The organism is Ktedonosporobacter rubrisoli, assembly GCF_004208415.1.
Lineage (GTDB): Bacteria > Chloroflexota > Ktedonobacteria > Ktedonobacterales > Ktedonobacteraceae > Ktedonosporobacter > Ktedonosporobacter rubrisoli.
Window position 1 is genome coordinate 2,363,755 of record NZ_CP035758.1, and the last position, 17,550, is coordinate 2,381,304.

General features: G+C 52.6%; 14 protein-coding genes. 9 read left to right on the forward strand and 5 right to left on the reverse strand.

Annotated features, from left to right (window positions below):
• Positions 1-84 precede the first annotated feature (84 nt).
• Both EPA93_RS10830 and EPA93_RS10835 read right to left on the reverse strand, forming a co-directional pair.
• Positions 85-600, reverse strand: coding sequence for a DoxX family protein (locus EPA93_RS10830; RefSeq protein WP_422877884.1), 516 nt, complete (start codon positions 598-600; stop codon positions 85-87).
• Positions 601-996: 396 nt separating this feature from the next.
• Positions 997-1,878, reverse strand: a complete 882-nt coding sequence (locus EPA93_RS10835; RefSeq protein ID WP_129887299.1) for a helix-turn-helix transcriptional regulator — start codon at positions 1,876-1,878, stop codon at positions 997-999.
• A gap of 322 nt (positions 1,879-2,200) precedes the next feature.
• On the opposite strand from EPA93_RS10835, the gene EPA93_RS10840 reads away from it, so the two are divergent.
• On the forward strand, positions 2,201-3,358 hold the full coding sequence (locus EPA93_RS10840) for an MFS transporter (protein ID WP_129887301.1): 1,158 nt from the start codon (positions 2,201-2,203) through the stop codon (positions 3,356-3,358).
• A 324-nt stretch (positions 3,359-3,682) separates the two neighbouring features.
• Positions 3,683-4,105: a hypothetical protein gene (locus EPA93_RS10845; RefSeq protein ID WP_129887303.1), complete on the forward strand. Its 423-nt coding sequence runs from the start codon at positions 3,683-3,685 to the stop codon at positions 4,103-4,105.
• 156 nt (positions 4,106-4,261) lie between these two features.
• Here the strand turns inward: EPA93_RS10845 and EPA93_RS10850 are convergent, their stop codons facing one another.
• Together EPA93_RS10850 and EPA93_RS10855 are read right to left on the reverse strand one after the other, a co-directional pair.
• Entirely contained in the window at positions 4,262-6,877 is a 2,616-nt protein-coding gene (locus tag EPA93_RS10850; RefSeq protein ID WP_129887305.1) for a PEP/pyruvate-binding domain-containing protein, read from the reverse strand.
• A 211-nt stretch (positions 6,878-7,088) separates the two neighbouring features.
• Positions 7,089-9,023, reverse strand: coding sequence for a WD40 repeat domain-containing serine/threonine protein kinase (locus tag EPA93_RS10855; RefSeq protein WP_129887307.1), 1,935 nt, complete (start codon positions 9,021-9,023; stop codon positions 7,089-7,091).
• Positions 9,024-9,320: 297 nt separating this feature from the next.
• Between EPA93_RS10855 and EPA93_RS10860 the strand changes: the two genes are divergently transcribed.
• The 3 genes from EPA93_RS10860 to rocD all read left to right on the forward strand — a co-directional run bounded on the left by EPA93_RS10860 (position 9,321) and on the right by rocD (position 12,880).
• On the forward strand, positions 9,321-10,208 hold the full coding sequence (locus tag EPA93_RS10860; RefSeq protein WP_129887309.1) for an alpha/beta fold hydrolase: 888 nt from the start codon (positions 9,321-9,323) through the stop codon (positions 10,206-10,208).
• 499 nt (positions 10,209-10,707) lie between these two features.
• Positions 10,708-11,589 carry a pyrroline-5-carboxylate reductase gene (gene proC, locus EPA93_RS10865; protein WP_129887311.1) on the forward strand — a complete coding sequence of 294 codons (882 nt, stop codon included), beginning with the start codon at positions 10,708-10,710 and terminating at the stop codon, positions 11,587-11,589.
• 76 nt (positions 11,590-11,665) lie between these two features.
• Complete coding sequence (gene rocD / locus EPA93_RS10870; protein WP_207229506.1) at positions 11,666-12,880, forward strand: ornithine--oxo-acid transaminase; 1,215 nt, start codon at positions 11,666-11,668, stop codon at positions 12,878-12,880.
• A gap of 62 nt (positions 12,881-12,942) precedes the next feature.
• Here rocD and thiO read toward each other — a convergent pair whose 3' ends face one another.
• Entirely contained in the window at positions 12,943-14,100 is a 1,158-nt protein-coding gene (thiO, locus tag EPA93_RS10875; protein WP_129887312.1) for a glycine oxidase ThiO, read from the reverse strand.
• 545 nt (positions 14,101-14,645) lie between these two features.
• Between thiO and EPA93_RS48285 the strand changes: the two genes are divergently transcribed.
• From EPA93_RS48285 to EPA93_RS10890, 4 genes are all read left to right on the forward strand, one after another.
• Positions 14,646-14,783 carry a hypothetical protein gene (locus EPA93_RS48285; protein WP_165423017.1) on the forward strand — a complete coding sequence of 46 codons (138 nt, stop codon included), beginning with the start codon at positions 14,646-14,648 and terminating at the stop codon, positions 14,781-14,783.
• Positions 14,780-15,814: a YncE family protein gene (locus EPA93_RS10880; protein ID WP_129887314.1), complete on the forward strand. Its 1,035-nt coding sequence runs from the start codon at positions 14,780-14,782 to the stop codon at positions 15,812-15,814. Before EPA93_RS48285 ends, EPA93_RS10880 begins: the two co-directional genes overlap by 4 nt.
• Before the next feature lie 39 nt (positions 15,815-15,853).
• Positions 15,854-16,171 carry an NAD(P)H-binding protein gene (locus EPA93_RS10885; protein ID WP_165423018.1) on the forward strand — a complete coding sequence of 106 codons (318 nt, stop codon included), beginning with the start codon at positions 15,854-15,856 and terminating at the stop codon, positions 16,169-16,171.
• Between the two features lie 208 nt (positions 16,172-16,379).
• The gene (locus EPA93_RS10890) at positions 16,380-17,495 is read left to right on the forward strand and encodes a hypothetical protein (protein ID WP_129887319.1); all 1,116 of its coding nucleotides are present in this window, start codon (positions 16,380-16,382) and stop codon (positions 17,493-17,495) included.
• The last annotated feature ends 55 nt before the right edge of the window (positions 17,496-17,550 follow it).

A 17,550-nucleotide genomic window follows, 5' to 3' on the forward strand; every position in this document is an offset into this window, starting at 1 on the left:
CAGGGTTAGCCAGCTTGCTTTTTAGAAAGCTATACCGCAATCATAGGCGCCTATTCTATGAAAGACAGCATGTTCTGACTATCCTCAATGACTGACCTGCTGAGCCTGGCGCTCTTCCTGCAACGAATGCTCGCGCTTTTTCTCCTTATTTAGGAGCTTAAATAAGGCATAGTCGAGCGACCATTTGCCTCCGCCAAGAATAAGGAGGGCCAGCGCGATGCCCACTGCTAACAAAAAGTATTCGATTCCTTCCCCTGCCTTCTGACCTCCCCAGTTCATGAAGAAACCATTCTTAAGATGTACTGTCAGGGCTGCGACGACCATTACAGTTCCTATCCCCAGCGCGGACAGACGCGTTAACAAGCCACTGAAAACTCCTAACGTGCCAAAAAATTCGGCTAGAATGGCCAGCAAGGCCAATATAAATGGGAGCTTTAAGTTGTGCTCAAAGGAGAACAATGTCGCTTGAAAGCCATGCCCACCGAACCAGCCTAGAAATTTCTGGGTTGCGTGAGGGAAAATTACACAGGCCAGAACGATGCGCAATACAAGCGAAGCGACGTCTGCCAATTTACTCCCGGTGGCTCTGATGAAATAGATCAAAGTCCTATCTCCCCATGCAGAACTAGTCGTTTTTTACCCAAAGGAAGCGAATGCAACAATTGCTATTGGCTCCTCTATCACTGTTGCTTTGCTACGCATAGGTGAAATTCAGGCTGGCACATCTCCTATATGTGAGGAGCGCAATATGTTTGCCAAATATAGTATAACATATTTTGTACTAAAGTAGTATTTTGAGTATAAAGTCATCCATATGCTTAGTGCAGTAAAAACTGCTATTGATTTGTGGATAAGTCAGAGGGGGCCATCATGTTTGCTCTATGCAGCTATCTTGAAGATTGTTCCGCATTATCGAACAGGTATAACTTCAAAGCTGCCCGATTTTGTACGAGTAATCGCTACTACAATGAAGTAAAGCTAGCATAGCTTTATCTGCTATTCTATACATTCTGTTCTTTGTTGGCAGTTCTCGGCTGTGGGACGATAGCCGTCGAGCAAGCTCTGGAGTTTGCTGGGTGTTTGCTCTTGTTCCAGGGGAACGTAGACAGCCATGGTCTGGTTGGGGGCATCAAATACATGGAAGCTGAGATGCACAAAAAGCATCGATCCCGCTTGTGGATGTACGAGGTGGACAGTGTGATTTTTATGGGCGAAAACATCATGCTCCTGCCACCACTCATGGAAAAAAGGGCTCAAGCCCCTGAGCTCTTCGACGAAGTGAGTGAGCCAGGGGTCTTCGGCAAACTTGCCGCAATTTCCACGAAACCAGGCAAGATGGCTTCTTGCATATTCTTCCCAGTTGCTAAACATATTGCTATACTGTGGGTCGGCGAAGAGACGCCATAATTCATTGCGCTCCTTCCCGCGCAAAAGCTGGAATGGTCCAAAGAGGGCGTCTGCTGATGCGTTCCAGGCGATGACATCCCAGCGTAAGTTAACGATATAGGCCGCAGTCAAGCCTTGTTGGTCCAGAAAATATTGTAAGTCAGCAGTGATAGTCTCCTGCTCTTTGGCTTCTTTGAGCGGCAGTTGTTGATGGGCTAAAACAAAGATATAGTCTCGCTCCTGGGCGCTGAGGCGCAGCACGCGAGCCAGGCTATCTAATGTCTGAGAAGAGACACTAATTTCTCTTCCCTGTTCCAGGTTGGTATACCAGGCAACGCCGATACCGGCGAGTTGTGCCACTTCTTCACGGCGCAGGCCTGGCGTATGTCGGCGCGTCCCACGAGGTAGCCCTACGTCCTCAGGCGCTAGACGAGAGCGTTTGATGCGCAGGAAATCGGCTAGCTCGCGATGGCGTTGTTTGTTGTGTCCCATACTGTTATTCCTGATACAAATAATCCTACGATAAACTGACTTCTGGCATCCAGAGGTTCCCCATTATACACTCTTTACAGGGTTGGCCTCAATCAGTTGAAACCCGAACTTGCGCGCTCACATTCTGGCCTGCGTAGCCCTGGAGAACTGCGTTGCCAAACTATCAGCTGAGCGAACAACAAATTTTTTTTGTTCTATTCAAATATTAGCATACGCTAATATCTTAGTAAAAGAGTAGGAAATAGATACAGATTGCTTATGCTGATCTATGGCCTGGTGAGCTCATGGGCTCACGTAGATAGAAAAGGAAATAATTGCATCCATGAAACGTTTATGGTGGGCGCTTTTGACCTTCACGCTGGGAACGAATCTTTCCTCACCGCTCTACCCTCTCTACCAGACAAAGTTTCATATGAGCGCTGCTGATATCTCGTTGCTTTACCTGGTCTATGCGCTGTTTCTGGTGCCGTCATTACTCTTGCTTGGCCCATTGGCAGACCGTCTGGGACGCAAAGCGCTTATAATCCCCTCCATCTTACTTATGGTGGTGGCTACCGGGTTTTTTGCCTTTGCTACTCAGCCCTGGCAACTCTTTGTTGGTCGTGGCTTCCAAGGGCTGGCTATAGGCGGATTTCTGGGCTCCTGTACAGCTCTTATGCTTGAGCAGACTGACCCCAAAAATTACCGTTTCGCCGTCGTACTTGCGAGCTTTACAACGATGGTGGGCATGGGTCTGGGTCCTGGATTGGCTGGAGTACTGATTCAGTATGTGCCGTTGAATCCCTTTCAGTTCCCGTTCCTCCTCCATATCCTGCTTCTCTTGCTGGACCTGATCGCAGTGCTGAGCGTCAAAGAAACCTTCCAGGCAAGCTTGCAGCAGCGTTTTCAGATTGCCCTTGGCGTGCCGCAGCAAGTACGGCGTCCCTTCTGGAGCCTGATAGCGCCGACAAGCTTTTTTATGTATGCCTTTAGCGGGACTGCCTTTGCCCTCATTCCCACTTTTGTGGTCTCTATTCTCAATATCCATAATCTGGCCATGAGCGGCGTGTTGCTCTTTCTGCTCATGCTTATTGGCGGGATTGCGCAACTCCTGGTAGCAAGGGTTGATCTGTTCGTTATCAATAACTGGGGCGTCATCTTGACTGTGATTGGTGCCTTTGTGCTGGTAAGTGCGGCCCCTACGCACTCGCCGCTAGTTTTGTTCCTGGGCATGATGATAGAGGGATGTGGAAGCGGTTTTTTATATAAAGGAAGCTTCGGTCTGGCCGGTCAGATCAGCACACATAAGCAGCGCTCCCAGATCGTTTCAAGCTACTATGTGGCTGGCTATAGCGGTCTGATAATAACCGTGCTTTTAGTCGGCAGGCTTACATCTGCCATTGGTTTGACGTATGCCTTTCTCTGTTTGGCCATAGCCCTTACCCTGTTAGGCTGTGTGATCCTTTTTGCAGCGAGGCAGATCAAGGCCACTATCTCATAGCTGCCAGGTGCAGATTTTTCTGGTCAATGCCCTCGACAAATTTTGCTAGTTGAGCTCACGAAATATTCGAGCAGAAATATTGCTTAACCAATGCGCAAACGAGATTGTATTGGCAGGCTAATTTTGCCAGAAAAAGCCAAATTAGCAGTAAATGGCAGAAATTTTGCTGGTAATGGCAGCCCAAATCCTTTTATGTTGGGAGCAGTAAGAGCGAGAGCTAAGCCGGCCTCCTGAGTATGAGTCGAAACAAAGGAGGCTAGCGAGGCAGATTGCTCATTTGGGAATAGTATTCGAGCGGAAAATTAGAAAGCGAGTCTCTCAACAATGGCAACACAAACATCTGGCTATGGAAATAACCTGTCTTCGCCTCAGTTACGACGTATCTTGCTGCTGGACTGCCTGACTTCTCTGCTGGGAGCCCTGGGCTTTCTGGCCGTAGCAGCCAGTCCACTGGCCCAACTCATGGGCTTCAATGAGCGTGCATTACCTCTGATTATTGGTATCGCCCTGCTGGCCTACATGGTCTGGCTCTTCTCTTTAACGCGCAAGCCTGCCATCTGGCCTGGAGAAGTTATGGCGGTTATGGTGATCAACGATTGCTGGGTGCTGGCCTGGCTGGTTGTGCTCATTGCTAACTGGCTCTCGCTCACTGTATGGGGTGAGCTCTTTGTGGGCTTGACTGTAGTTGTGGTAGCGCTTTTCTCAACCGTAGAGTTTTTATATCTACGTAAGGGGCGGAGAAATTAGGGCCGTGAGCCATAGCTTTGAAAATCAAGAGAAGGCTACCTGAAAAAAGAGGGCACCAGAGGAGATCAGCGTGAAAATCTCCTCTGTGGCCTGTTGGGCGCACGTTGTAGCATGTGCTTGTAATCGTAATGACAGTTTGCTCTTCCTCTGTTTTCGTCAGGAAGGGACGGGCAAGCTAGCCTTGACCTCCTGCAGCACTTCTACCGTTCCTTGTTCGCCATTTACCCTAAGTTGATCGCCGGTGTGCAGGCGCATAGTAGCACTGCCGCAGCCAACTACTGCCGGTATGCCGAGCTCGCGCGCAACAATTGCCGCGTGTGAAAGTGGGGCGCCAATATCGGTGACAATCGCGGCAGCGCGCGGGAATAAGGGAGTCCAACCGACGTTGGTAATTGTCGTCACAAGAATCTCGCCGGCCTGTAGCTGGTCTCCTTCCTCGACTTTGCGGATTATGCGAGCTCGTCCTTCGACAATGCCAGCCGCGCCCGCGAAGCCGCTGATCATCGTCTCCCTGCCAGGCGCGGGCGTATGGTGCGCATCAAAGATGTCGCTACGTCGCTGGGGATCGGCGGCCCATTGGAAGGGATCAAATTGCCCGCGAATCAAGACTGGATAAGTGGGCAGCTGGCTATAGCGCTCGTAAGTTGCGCGGCGTGCGGGAATCGTGGAAAGGGAGGTGGTATCGTCCTGCAGGAGCTCAAGAATCTCCTGGATGGAGAGAAAGAAGAGGCTATTACCCTGCCTTGTAAGCAAAGCTGCTCGCTGCACAAATGTGCGCAGGACCCAGAAAACCCTGATTACTTCAGAGCGTGCGGCTTCGCGGTCGTGCAGAGCCTTGGTGGCTTTCTCAATCTGGCGGCGCATTGTATGAACCTTACCCGGGTGGCGCTCTGCAAAACGCTGCCAGGCGGCGGCTCTGGCCTCTTGTTGCCGGGCGAGTAGCGTCGTGATGTCGGTCTTTGCCTCGCGCAGGCCGGCGAGTTGCTGATCGATCCACTGCGGGTCCTCTCCCGGGCGCGGATACATGACCTCGAACTCGTGTGGGCTGCGATGTCCATACTGACGGGCAAATGTGCTTCTATCGATTTCGCCGCGAGCTAGCTGCGTGAGGCCTAAGAGCAGCCCGAGGCTTGCTAACTGACCACTGGCATTGCCTGAACTTGATAACAGCACATTAGCCTCGCTCTCGCCGAGCAGCTTGCTTAGCTTGTGCCGGACCCAGACAAGCGCGCCGCCATCCTGGCGCGCACTGGCTTGCAGCATCCGGCCGCTTTCATGGAAATGCGGCTCTAGCTCCATATGCCATAGTTTGAGCAGGTCGGCTGCACTTGTTGTAGCCTGGATCTTGTCGCGCAAGGCCTCGCAGCGCTGTGGGGCGGTGGCAAGAAAAGCCGGCAATTTCTTCAGATCGGCGCGCACGCTCCGCTTGAGGCGAATCACTTCTGGTAGCATTGCAGCCATCATGCGCCAGCGTGAGATTGGGACCAAAGGGATCTCCATCTGTGCAGGAACCCTCCCAAAAACTGCATCCGCCGCCGCTAAGCGCTGGCGATTCATGCCGAACGCGGCCCCAATAGTTGCCGTCAGGCTCAAATTCATGTAAGGTCGGCCGCCAATATTGCCCACCGGCCGAAAGGGCCGTAGCTCTTTGAGCTCTAAGGAAGACATCGCATCTGCCATGAATATGCGCATGAGTGACCAGGTGCAGGGCGTCATTACATCTGGCACGGCCTCGCCGAGGTTTCCATTTGTCCACAAATAATCGCCGCTCAGGCTGTCATTCCATTCCTCGCCAACCGCCGGCTTCTTGCGCAGTGTAGTAATCGGGCGAGCCTGGACAATAAAAAAGCTGTCTTTTGCCAGGGCCCATTCGATATCCATTGGCTGGTTGTAGAGCGCCTCGATCTGCTTACCAAGCTGCACCAACTTAGTAACCTGGGCCGCTTGCAGGACGGCCTGGCTGCGTTTTTCTTCAGGGATAACTTTCTCTCGCGTGCCAGAAGTCGTACTGACGGTCATTACCTTCTTCTCGCTGATCTGCTGTTCGATGATGGCTTCGCTGGTCTTGTCAATCACAATGGTATCAGGCGTGACTTGCCCACTCACAATAGCCTCTCCCAATCCCCAGCTTGCGTTAATCATGATTTGCTCGCGTGCGGCCGTTAAGGGATTGGCGGTGAAGAGGATACCCGCAGCATCTGCGCTAACCAATTCCTGCACCACGACGGCCAGACGTATGGTATCTTGCGCTATGCCCTGCCGTAAGCGATAAGCAAGCGCGCGAGCTGTCCAGAGCGAGGCCCAGCAGCGTTTGACGGCTTTCAAGAGCATGACCTCTCCATGGATATTGAGATACGTCTCCTGCTGACCGGCAAAAGACATTTCTGGGAGATCTTCAGCGGTGGCCGAGGAGCGCACGGCTAGCGCGCTATCGCCGTGGCCAAGCTGCGCATAGGCCTGACAGATTGCCTCGGCAATTGCGCCGGGCATCATATTCTGCATAAAAAGCTGCTCTATCTGGCTCGCAGCCTTTTCGAGGGTATCGGGCCTGTCAACCTGGGCGGCAGTGGCAGCTTCCAGAATGGCCTCCTCAAGCCTGTTCTCGCTTACAAAGCGCTGGTAGGCTTGCGTAGTAATGTGAAAGCCGGGAGGTACAGGCAGACCAGCCGCGCTGAGCCGCGCTAATGATGCTCCTTTTCCCCCTACTTGTTCCAGTGTGGCCGTGGTGTCATCTAGCGCCAGAATGAGTGGGCTATCCTGTTCATTGCTCATGACAAATTTCTTCTTTCCCTCGCAGGACTGGTTAAGAGTCGCAAGTAGAGCGGCCCTGTCCGCTTTTCCAGGCTGCTCTACTTGCGACAGATTGCTATCTTAACAATAAAATGACCATTTGTGGTTATCTGGTCATGTATTTATGTTCAAAAATGTACAGCAGAGAGGGCCAAAAGTCAAGGGATGTGCCCTTCCTCAAATCTCATATCTGCTATAGTTGGCGAATATGCACAGTTGTGTCGGCGGAGCAAGAGGCGATATATTTGCCACCTGGTGATAGGGCTACCATATTTACCCTGTCGCTATGGTCTTTATATGTAGCGATGATCCTGGCGTTAAGCGCATTCCAGACCTGAACTGTTGTGTCATAAGAGCCGGAGATGATCCGCTGCCCGGCGGGGAGCCAGGCGATAGAAGATACTACATCTGTATGCCCAGTATAGAGAACTGAACGGCTGCCATTGCTGGCATTCCAGACCTGGACCGTCTTGTCATACGAGGCAGAGGCAACGGATTTACCATCGGGGGACCAGACTACTGCTGTAAGTACATCTCTATGGCCTTCGTATATATAGCCAGCGCTATCGTTGCTACTATTCCAGATCTGGACAGTCTTATCATCGGAGCCAGAGGCTAGCAGTCTGCTGTCAGGGGACCAGCTTACTGTATTTACACCGGCCTTATGCCCCCTATAGGTAAAGGTTCGGCTTCCATGTAAGGCGTCCCAGATCTGGACCGTGTTATCGTCAGATGCTGAGGCAAGGTGTGCGTTATCCATGGACCAGGCGACAGCATTCACGATGCCACTATGGCCTCGATACGTATAGAGCGGGTTGCCATTGAGGGCATCCCAGACCTGTACGGTATGATCGGCCGAGCCGGAGGCGATGTGCCGGCCGTCAGGAGACCAGGCGATTGCATTCACTGGACCACTGTGTCCCCTATACGTGAACGCCGGGCTGCCATCATGAGCATTCCAGACCTGTACGGTATGGTCGGCCGAGCCGGAGGCGATCTGTTGTCCATTGGGAGACCAGGCGATTGCGAGTACCGCAACATTTTCCTTTTTTGTATAGAAAAACGAGGAGGGCTGGGGCGCAGGATGTTGAGGGCGCGTAAACCATATAATCCCTGCTCCAGTCATTCCGGCAGCCGCTAAACCAGCTGCACCGATCAACACCCTACGCCGCTTGATGCCTCTCTTATCTGAGCCTTGAATGGGCGAGGGCTTTATGGATGCTTGCTTGTTGGTTGAGTTATCTATATCCTCTGGGGCGCGAGAAGCTATCTGTCGAGCCTGTGACTCTTTTTGCGTACTAAACTCGCTGCTTTGTTCCTCTTGAGAAGCCAGTTCCAGGGCCTGCGCAAAGGCGAGCACTGAACTGAAGCGCTCCTCCGGATTTTTGGTAAGCGCTGTAAAAATGACCCGTTCGACAGCTTCGGGCAGCGTTGGTACCTGCTCAAGCAGCGAAGGCGGAGGCGTAAGCGAGTGCTTAATAGCAACCTCAGTGAACGAACCTTGAAAGGGCCGTGTGCCGCTAAGCCATTCGTAGGCCACCACGCCAAGTGAGTACTGATCACTGGCAGGGCGCAGGTGGGCATTAATCTGCTCGGGGGCCATGTAGCTGATAGTTCCAGCCATGTCTCTGGTGCTCTGATAGTGCGAGCTCTGAGCGATTAGGGCGATACCGAAATCGCTGAGCAATAACTCTTTGTTGGCCCCAATGAGCATATTTTCCGGCTTGATATCACGGTGGACCAGCTTGCGTTCATGAGCAAATTGCAGTGCGCTAGCCGCTTGCTTTATATATTCGATCACGGTGGGCAACGGCAGTCGCGTCCCTTTGGGATGGCGCGTGCGCAAAGAGCCGCCCGGGGCATAGGCCATAACCAGAAAAGGAGTTTGATCATCGATACCGAAGTCCAGGACGCGAACAATATTGGGATGAACGAGAGCCGCCAGCGTGCGTGCTTCCTGGAGGAACAGGTCGAAATCGCTCTGACTAATATGTGTATGGAGCAGCTTGATGGCAGCCTGCGTCCCTAAATAGCTATGCGCACCAAGATAGACTTCTGCAAAGCCGCCCTCGCCTAACAGGCGTAAGAGACGATAATTGCCAACCTGCTGCCCTGCTCGATCTGTCATCTTGGAGCTCCTTAGTACAAGAGATGTGTTGATTAGGAAAAGAGGTATGGATAATATCGGGAGTAATATAACATAAACTTCTCTGTTCTACCAATACGGCACAGAAGTTCCTTCCCTCCATGTGGTGCAACTTGATAAGCGGGACGCGCGTGAAACAAGTAGAAGGGGAATGCTCTTCTTTGGCTTAATGTCATTCTGATTTTCGTCTTGTATTGCTCCTGCCAAGTTTAGCCTGAGGCTGCTGGCCAAGGCTATTCATGGGTGCATATCCTTAGCAGACAGAAAGGAATAATTGAGATGTTTGAGGGTTTCCAACTTTCCAGGCTTGAGACGCGTGAAGCAGTAATCAGGGTTCGGCATGGTGGACATGGGCCTGGCCTCTTGCTACTGCATGGACATCCTCAGACTCATGTGATGTGGCATAAAATCGCTCCTCGCCTTGCGCAGCACTTTACCGTCGTTGCTGCTGATTTGCGAGGATATGGGGAGAGCAGCAAGCCAGCGACGACACCTGATCATGAGCCCTATTCAAAACGTGCGATGGCGCGCGATCAAGTCGAAGTTATGCAGCAGCTAGGATTTGAGCGGTTCTGTGTCGTTGGTCACGATCGAGGCGGCTATTGCGCTTATCGCATGGCCCTGGATTATCCCGAACGGGTCTTGAAGCTTGCAGTATTTGATAATATTCCTATAGGCGAGGCCTTCCGGCGTACGACAAGGGAATTTGCCCTGGGATGGTGGCACTGGTTCTTCTTTGCCCAACCCGATCTACCTGAGCGCTTGATTGGAGAAAATCCTGACAATTACTATCGCTGGGGAGAGCGTATGCGTGACAAGCTGCCTGCCTACTTTGCGCCCGAAGCTGTGGCAGATTACCATCGTTGTGTGTACAATTCTGAAACGATTCGTGCTATGATCGAAGAGTATCGAGCGGGAGCAACCTATGATTTTGCCCTGGATGAAGCTGAGCGAGGCAAGAAACAAATCACTTGTCCTATGCTGGTGCTCACCTGCCTGAAAGACGATCTCAAAGACTATTTTGATATTGAGGGCATCTGGCGAGAATGGGCCACAGATGTGCGCTTCCGAGAGCTCGACGCGGGCCATTACGCGCCCGAGGAGGTGCCAGACGAGACCTATCGTGAATTATCCACCTTCTTGCTGGCCCGAGAAAATCGGGAGTAACTGTTTCTCCTCTTTAGCAAGGCATTTTTCAGGGCCACAGCACAAGTCGCGCATCCTTAAGCGAAATGATGAAGCCTTGCCGATAAAGGCTGCATATGAGCGAGCATTTCTTGCTAAGTTTGCGCTGTGCGGCAAGGCCGGCCAGGACCGCTAACAGATTTGAGAACTTGACAAAGCTGCTTAACTATGATACACATTGAAGACAATATTACTATTTGCCTTGATAGAGGAATAGTACATCTTTGTTCTTGCGTACAGAGAGGGGCCATCGAGGCGCTGAAAGAGGCTCCCGCAAGCAAGATCGAACCCACCTCTGAGCACAGGCGCGATGAGTGCCTCGGGGCTCGCCCGTTAACAGAGTAGAACGAGTGCATGTAGTTAGCCAGCTTTCTGGCTGCTCTACATGTGAACGAAGGTGGTACCGCGGAAAGTACGCTTTTTCGCCCTTTGAGGGTGAAAGGGCGTTTTTTTTATGGGTTCAGAAAGGAGAATGGGGAGGATGAAACAGATATCTGAGAGTCGTGTGCTGTTTTTAGGGGCCGGCGCGATGAGCGAATCTATGATCAAGGGCCTGCTGGAAGCCCGCCTTATCCCTGCTGCGCAGATTATCGTATGCAATCGGCGTAACACAGCTCGCCTTCAGGATTTGCAGCAGCGCTATGCTGTGCAAGTTATACAGGACAAGAGGACAGCATGTCGTGAAGCAGACATGATAGTTTTAGCCGTAAAACCGTTTGACGTTGTAGCTGCCTTGCAGGAGATTGCACCCTATCTGAGCGCGCAGCAACTTATCATTTCTGTAGCGGCCGGCATCTCGACAGCTGCTATCGAAGCCTGCTGTGCTAAATCTATACCGGTAATTAGAGCCATGCCCAATACCTCCAGCTCTGTGCAAGCCTCGGCCACAGCCCTGTGCGCGGGAAGACAGGCCACCGCTGAGCATCTCGATCTCGCGCAGGATCTCTTTGCCGCTATTGGTATCTCGGTCCTTGTCGAGGAAGAGCAGATGAACGCTGTAACCGGGCTTTCAGGGACCGGACCTGCTTACTTTTATTATGTGACTGAGGCCTTGCTCGCAGCTGGCCAGGCCTGTGGACTTTCGGCTGAAACCAGTCGTGTGCTTCTGGTGCAGACCCTCTATGGTGCGGCAAGAATGCTCCAGGAGACCGGCAAAGATCCAGAGGAGCTGCGTTTACAGGTCACTTCACCCAATGGCACAACGATGGCAGGCATCGCCGTACTCGATCAAGGAGACACGCGCTTGCTGCTCAAACGCGCTGTGCAGGCCGCCACTTCCCGCGCTCTAGAGATGGGGCAGCAGATTGAAAACGCCTTTGCCCAGCTACAAGCAAGCGGCAGGAGTAGGAATGTTATACAATAAATAAAGACAACAACGGCGTTGGATCGCCTCTGCTAGTGGGCGGTCTTTTTACCAGGGAAGGCAAAAAGGTAGATTTATGGACACGACTATGGACACGACAGAATTTCTTTTTTTAGACAACAAACATGGAGCTCATAATTATCAGCCTCTAGATGTAGTGCTGGTTCGTGGGGAGGGAGTCTGGGTTTATGATGTAGAGGGGCGTAAATATCTCGATGGGCTCAGCGCTTACTCGGCGCTTAATCATGGGCATTGTCATCCGCGCCTGGTTCAGGCCTTGACCGAGCAGGCCCAGCGCCTCACCCTCACCTCGCGCGCGTTTCATACAGATCAATACTCACTCTTGCTGCAGCGCCTCACTTCATTGACTGGTTATGATGCAGCCTTAGTCATGAACTCGGGTGTGGAGGCCGTGGAGACGGCACTGAAGCTGGCGCGTAAATGGGCCTATACCGTCAAGGGTGTAGCGCTGAACCAGGCCGAGATCATTGTGGCTAACAATAATTTTCATGGGCGTACCATTACTGCTATCTCTTTCTCGACGGAGCAGCTCTATCGCAAGTACTTTGGCCCTCATACGCCCGGCTTCATCGCGGTTCCCTATGGGGATAGCAAAGCTCTGGAGGCCGCGATTACGCCGCGCACGGCTGCTATTCTGTTAGAGCCCATCCAGGGTGAGGCCGGAGTAATTATGCCGCCGGAGGGTTATCTACGCGAGGTCAGAGAGCTCTGTACCCAAAATAATGTGCTGCTCTTGCTTGACGAGATTCAGACCGGCCTGGGGCGCACGGGACGGCTCTTCGCCCATCAGTACGAGCAGATCAGGCCAGATGTGAGCATTATTGGCAAGGCTCTTGGTGGTGGCATGTATCCAATCAGCGCGATTCTTGCTGATCGGGCGCTCATGGATGTCTTCCAGCCGGGAGAACATGGCTCAACCTTTGGTGGTAATCCGCTGGGCTCGGCTGTGGCTATCGAGGCGCTCAATGTGTTGGAGGATGAGCAGCTTTGTGAAAAAGCCGACCAGCTCGGTCGCTCCGCCCTTGCCTATCTGCAGGCCAATAAGACGCCTCTGGTGAAGGAGGTACGAGGGAAGGGCTTGCTGATTGGCATTGAATTGCTTCCCGAAGCTGGGGGAGCACGCCGCTTCTGCGAGAAGCTCAAGGAGCGGGGCGTGCTCTGTAAGGAGACGCACGAATCAGTGATCCGCTTCGCTCCACCGCTGATCATTGATAAGGCCACGCTCGATTGGGCCCTTGGCGTTATCGTCGATGTGCTGCGCGAAGGCTAGCTTAGCGTGTGGGATAGCGTTACACGTGCGTCAGCAAGCATAGGCCTGGTCAGGATCGCCAGCTAGCGGCGCGGAAGATCTTGACTTGATAGAGGCTGCTGGCCTTGCCCAAAGCGCTCAAGGCCAAAGGCGCGAATCAATGCGGGAGTCTGGCCGCTGAGGACCAGTCCGGCAATCGTCCGGCCGGTAATTGCACACAGCTCAAAGCCCTGCCCATTGTGCCCAGTTGCCAGTATGACGTTATCCCAGCCGGGAGCGCGTCCCAGGATCGGTACACCATCAGGTGTGCCGGGACGCAAACCGGCCCAGATATTCACGATGCCCGCCTTCTCAAATTCGGGGACGATATGCATCGCGCTGTTAAGGACCCAGGCCACGCCACCAACTGTATTGCGCTTATCGTAGCCTACGCGCTCAACTGTGGCGCCAACATAGATCGTGCCATCGAGCTTGGGCGCCATATACACCTCTTCTGAGAAGATTGCATGCCTGAGCGGCGTTTGCATCTGGCGTAGCGAGAGAATCTGGCCACGGACTGGCTCGACGGGAATCGCTACGTCCAACCACTCACCGCAGCGCGCAGACCAGGCACCGCTTGCGATTACCAGTTGATTGCAAGCGATGGTCTCTCCGGCGACTGTCTGGATTCCCGTGACACGTGCGCCGTCGCGCTGAAAGCCCTTGACTTCTGTATGTTCCTGGAAACGTACACCAAGCTGGCGGGCTGCCCCAGCAAACGCTCTGGTCAGGCGCTCTACCTTCATGCTTCCTTCTTCTGGAGTATGGAGGGCTGCCAGCGCGTGCGGACTGAGCAAGGGTTCCATCTCGCGAACCTCGTCGCCCGAGAGCCAGTTCACACGTGCGCCGTGCTCTTCCCAGAGCTGCTTAAAGTGCCGGAGCTTCTCAACTGTTTGTTCCTGCGTTGCCACGTGCAGAGCCCCAACCTGCTTATATTCCACGTCGATGCCACTTGCCTCTTCTAGCTCCGGGATGAGCTCAGGATACAGCCGCCAGCTGGCCAGCAGCAGATCGGCAAAAGGCCCGGGCTGATTGATATTGCCGAGGGGAGAGAGCAGTCCAGCCGCCGCACTTGATGCCTCGGCTGCTACCTCTTCCCTCTCTATGACCAGGACCTCAGCGCCGGCTTTACGTAGGTGGTAGGCAATCGAACAGCCAATTACGCCACCGCCGATAATAACGATATCAGGTGTCTGAGCCATATGGTGCAATCCTTCCTCAATCAAAAATAAATGCTTAGCAAGCCTCTCATCTCAGTCGACGGGGCGCTCAATATATTGGCTCTCTTGCTCTTCCCTGATCTGTCTGTGTCTCCGCGACCGGATGGTAGTTTTTCCCTCTACGGCTCGCAATAATGCTTACGCTGTTTTTTTTGCATAATCAGGGAGCAGGTTTGCATTCTGTTTTCAATAAGGTGCGAATAGAGCCAGGATACAGACCGAAATGAGAATCCTAAAACTATCATACAACATCGGCGTTGCCGCCGCGCTTTTTCCTTGTCTCTCTGGAAGCTTGATAAAGCTTGTGAGTACTATCTGTTCATCCTGCAACACTCTCCACCTGCTTAATTGCACTGAGTATTGGGTATAACAAGGCTTATGGTGCCTTGCCATATGGAGGGTACCCAGGAAAACTGATCTTAGATGAACGCCTTTTTGCCTTGACAAAAGAGAAGCTGCATTCTATACTGAGCTATAATTAGAAATATATATGTCAGCCTCCTGGTTCCGCTAGAGGGGTTGGCCGTGTGTCGAACGTCAGACCCGGCATCTTACAACTCTACGATGGTCTCCATCGATTCGTAGAAGATGCGCGTCTGGCTTTTTTGTTGCCCATTTTCTCGGATCATGGAACATCGATTCGCGAGAAGGAGGACATTCTATGACGCACAGACGACCTTTCATCCTTACAACGAATCCCCACGCTGCGCACGTACAGTTCTTTGATGGGGAGAGCTATGATTTACTGGCGACCGTCGAAACACTTCCTCAACCCCACGAGATCTGTATTCCCTCTGATAAATCCCGCGCCTATATCTCCATTGCCTACCGGGCGGGCTGGTATGGCTTCGATCTTGGCAAGGGGCATGAGCTGATTGTGCTCGACCTGGAACAGCGCCAGATCGCAGAGGTTATTGATCTCTCTCCCGATTTTGGCCCACATGGCCTGGCCCTCGACGAGCAACGCGGGCTGCTCTACATCACCTGCGAGTCACGAGGCGGGTGTGTCCTGGTGATGGACGAAAAGTCACATGCAGTTCTTGATGCTATTCCAACCGAGGCTCCAGGCCCCCACTGGCTTGTTTTGCTTGAGAACGGCAAGAAAATCTATACGGCCAATAAAGAGACTCCGCATGTCTCGGTGATCGATACCGAACGTCGCGAACTCGTTGAGAGAATTCCCCTTCCCAACGGCTCCGAGCAGATCGCGGTCCATCCGGCTAGCGGGCTGGTCTATCTGTGTGACTACAAAGAGCCTCTCATCCACCTGATCGATCCGACCCGCGATACACGCGTTGATCAGATCCGGCTCAGCGAAATGTCAGATCACTTACTCGTGTCACCGGATGGGAAACGACTCTTTGTGTCACACGTACGCGGGATCGCGCGCCTGCGGGCGCAAGGAGTTATTGCAGACTACAAGCGTCGCAGGGCCGAGGGATCTGCGACGGCGCGCGATTGCACCCGCCTGCTCCGGGTGGTCCAGCACTTGCAAGGCTTCGTCACCTCTATCGATCTGCAGACGCATCAAGAATCAGATCCAGTTGAGCTCTCGACGATTGGCGGGTTTCTCGAACTCACGCCCGATGGGAAGCGGCTCTTTGTGGCCAACCTGGTCATGGATACCGAGAGCATGACAGTGATAGATGCCTTGGAGGTTGAACCTGGCGTCGCCAACATCTACTACGTCGCCTAAGCTGTCTGCAATAGCGCTCGCATGAAAAGGAGTTTGTTTATGATTGTTATTACCACCCCGACAGGCACTATTGGAAAGCAAGCCCTCGATCATGTTTTAAAGGCTGGAGAGTCAGTTTGTGTGATTGTTAGTGATCCGACCGGGCTTGCCCTTGAAGGTCATAAGCGCGTAGAAGTCATCAAGGGTTCAACTGACGATGCCGAAGTCGTCAACAAAGCATTTGCTGGTGCAAGTGCTGTCTTTTGGGTTGTGCCACTGGATGAAGGCGCTGACAACCTGGAACGTCACTATTATAAGTTCAATAAGATAGCTGCAGACGCGATCAAGGCCCAGAATGTACAGCGAATAACTGCTTGAAGTACCTGTTAATTCGGCATCGATTGTTGGAATAATTGCACTGGCTGTTATACCTGGCATCACCCTCATCTCCATGGGCAACGGCAACAGCATTAAGCAAGGGCTGAGGCATTTTTAGCCCTTGCTTCCCATAGGGAACTAAATGCCGTCTGCTAGCGTCCCTACAGTGAGAGATGTATCTTTGCCTACTTCACGTCAGGAGAAAAAAATGAGGGTTGGAAAGCACCTATTACTTATCTTGTCGATGGCCTTGCTCGTGGTTGGCTGTGGCTCTACCGAGCAGGCTCATGCGCAGAGCCAGGCCCAGCATAACAACAGTTTGACTAAACTTCAGATCAAGCTGTTCGGACCTGGCGAAACAGCGCCGCTTAAACGCGTCGTCATAAACGATCAAGAATTGATCCAGAAGCTTTATGCGCAAGCGCAAGCGCTTCCAAAGCCACAGAAGGATAGAATATGTACTATGCAATTGGGTCTATCTTATGCGCTTAGCTTCTGGAATGGGGATAAGCTTGTCGAGATGATGGTAGCCAACAGCAGCGGCTGTGGCGATCTCATGCTCAGCAGCGGCGATTGGCGGCAGCCAGACCGGCAGTTCTGGCAAGTATTGCGTCAGGCTTACGATAGTGCCGCTGGCGTCAAGCAGCCTGATTCTCTAGCCGTGGTACGCTATACAGATAAGACGCAACCCCCGCTCTATGCCCGCGTCACCTCAGCATCCCAGGTGCAAAAATTTCTTACGGCGTTACATCAGCTTCCTCGGCAAGCGGATCAATGCGCGCCGGTTGGTATGCCTTTTGACGATCTTTACTTCTTCGAAGGCGAGAAGATGTTGCGTGTGCAGATCTTCAAGGGAGCCTGCAAGGCCGTCCGCATTATGTCGGAAGAGGGGTGGCGAACAATGGATCAGACAGTTGAGCAACTGCTTGAGCAGACCCTGGCGACCACAAGTTTTGCAAAGGCAATTCCTGATCGCTTAGAGATGAGAATTGCTTTTACTAAGCACGGGCAAGACAATGGCCTTACCTTTATGGATCTGGGCCATAATAATGAGGAGCTGCAGCGCGTCAGGAAAATATACGATGTAACATATGCTCTGCCCCTCTTGCCCCTTCGGAATGGCAACCATGAGAGCTGCCCTGCATCCGGTTCTCTCAAATACTATATGCTTATCTTCTCACAGGGTGGGGCCTGGCTGACGACCGCCATCGCCTATGAAAATTGTGAGCCGGTCCAGCTCAATACCGTGGGAGCAACTGGTATCCCTCTGCGCCAGGCTACTCAGGAGTTCTGGTCATTGGTGAGGCCAATAGGCGTCCAATAATATTGCAGGCTTGATTTTTATCAGCCAGGACAAGCAGGTAGCCGAATCCTTATTG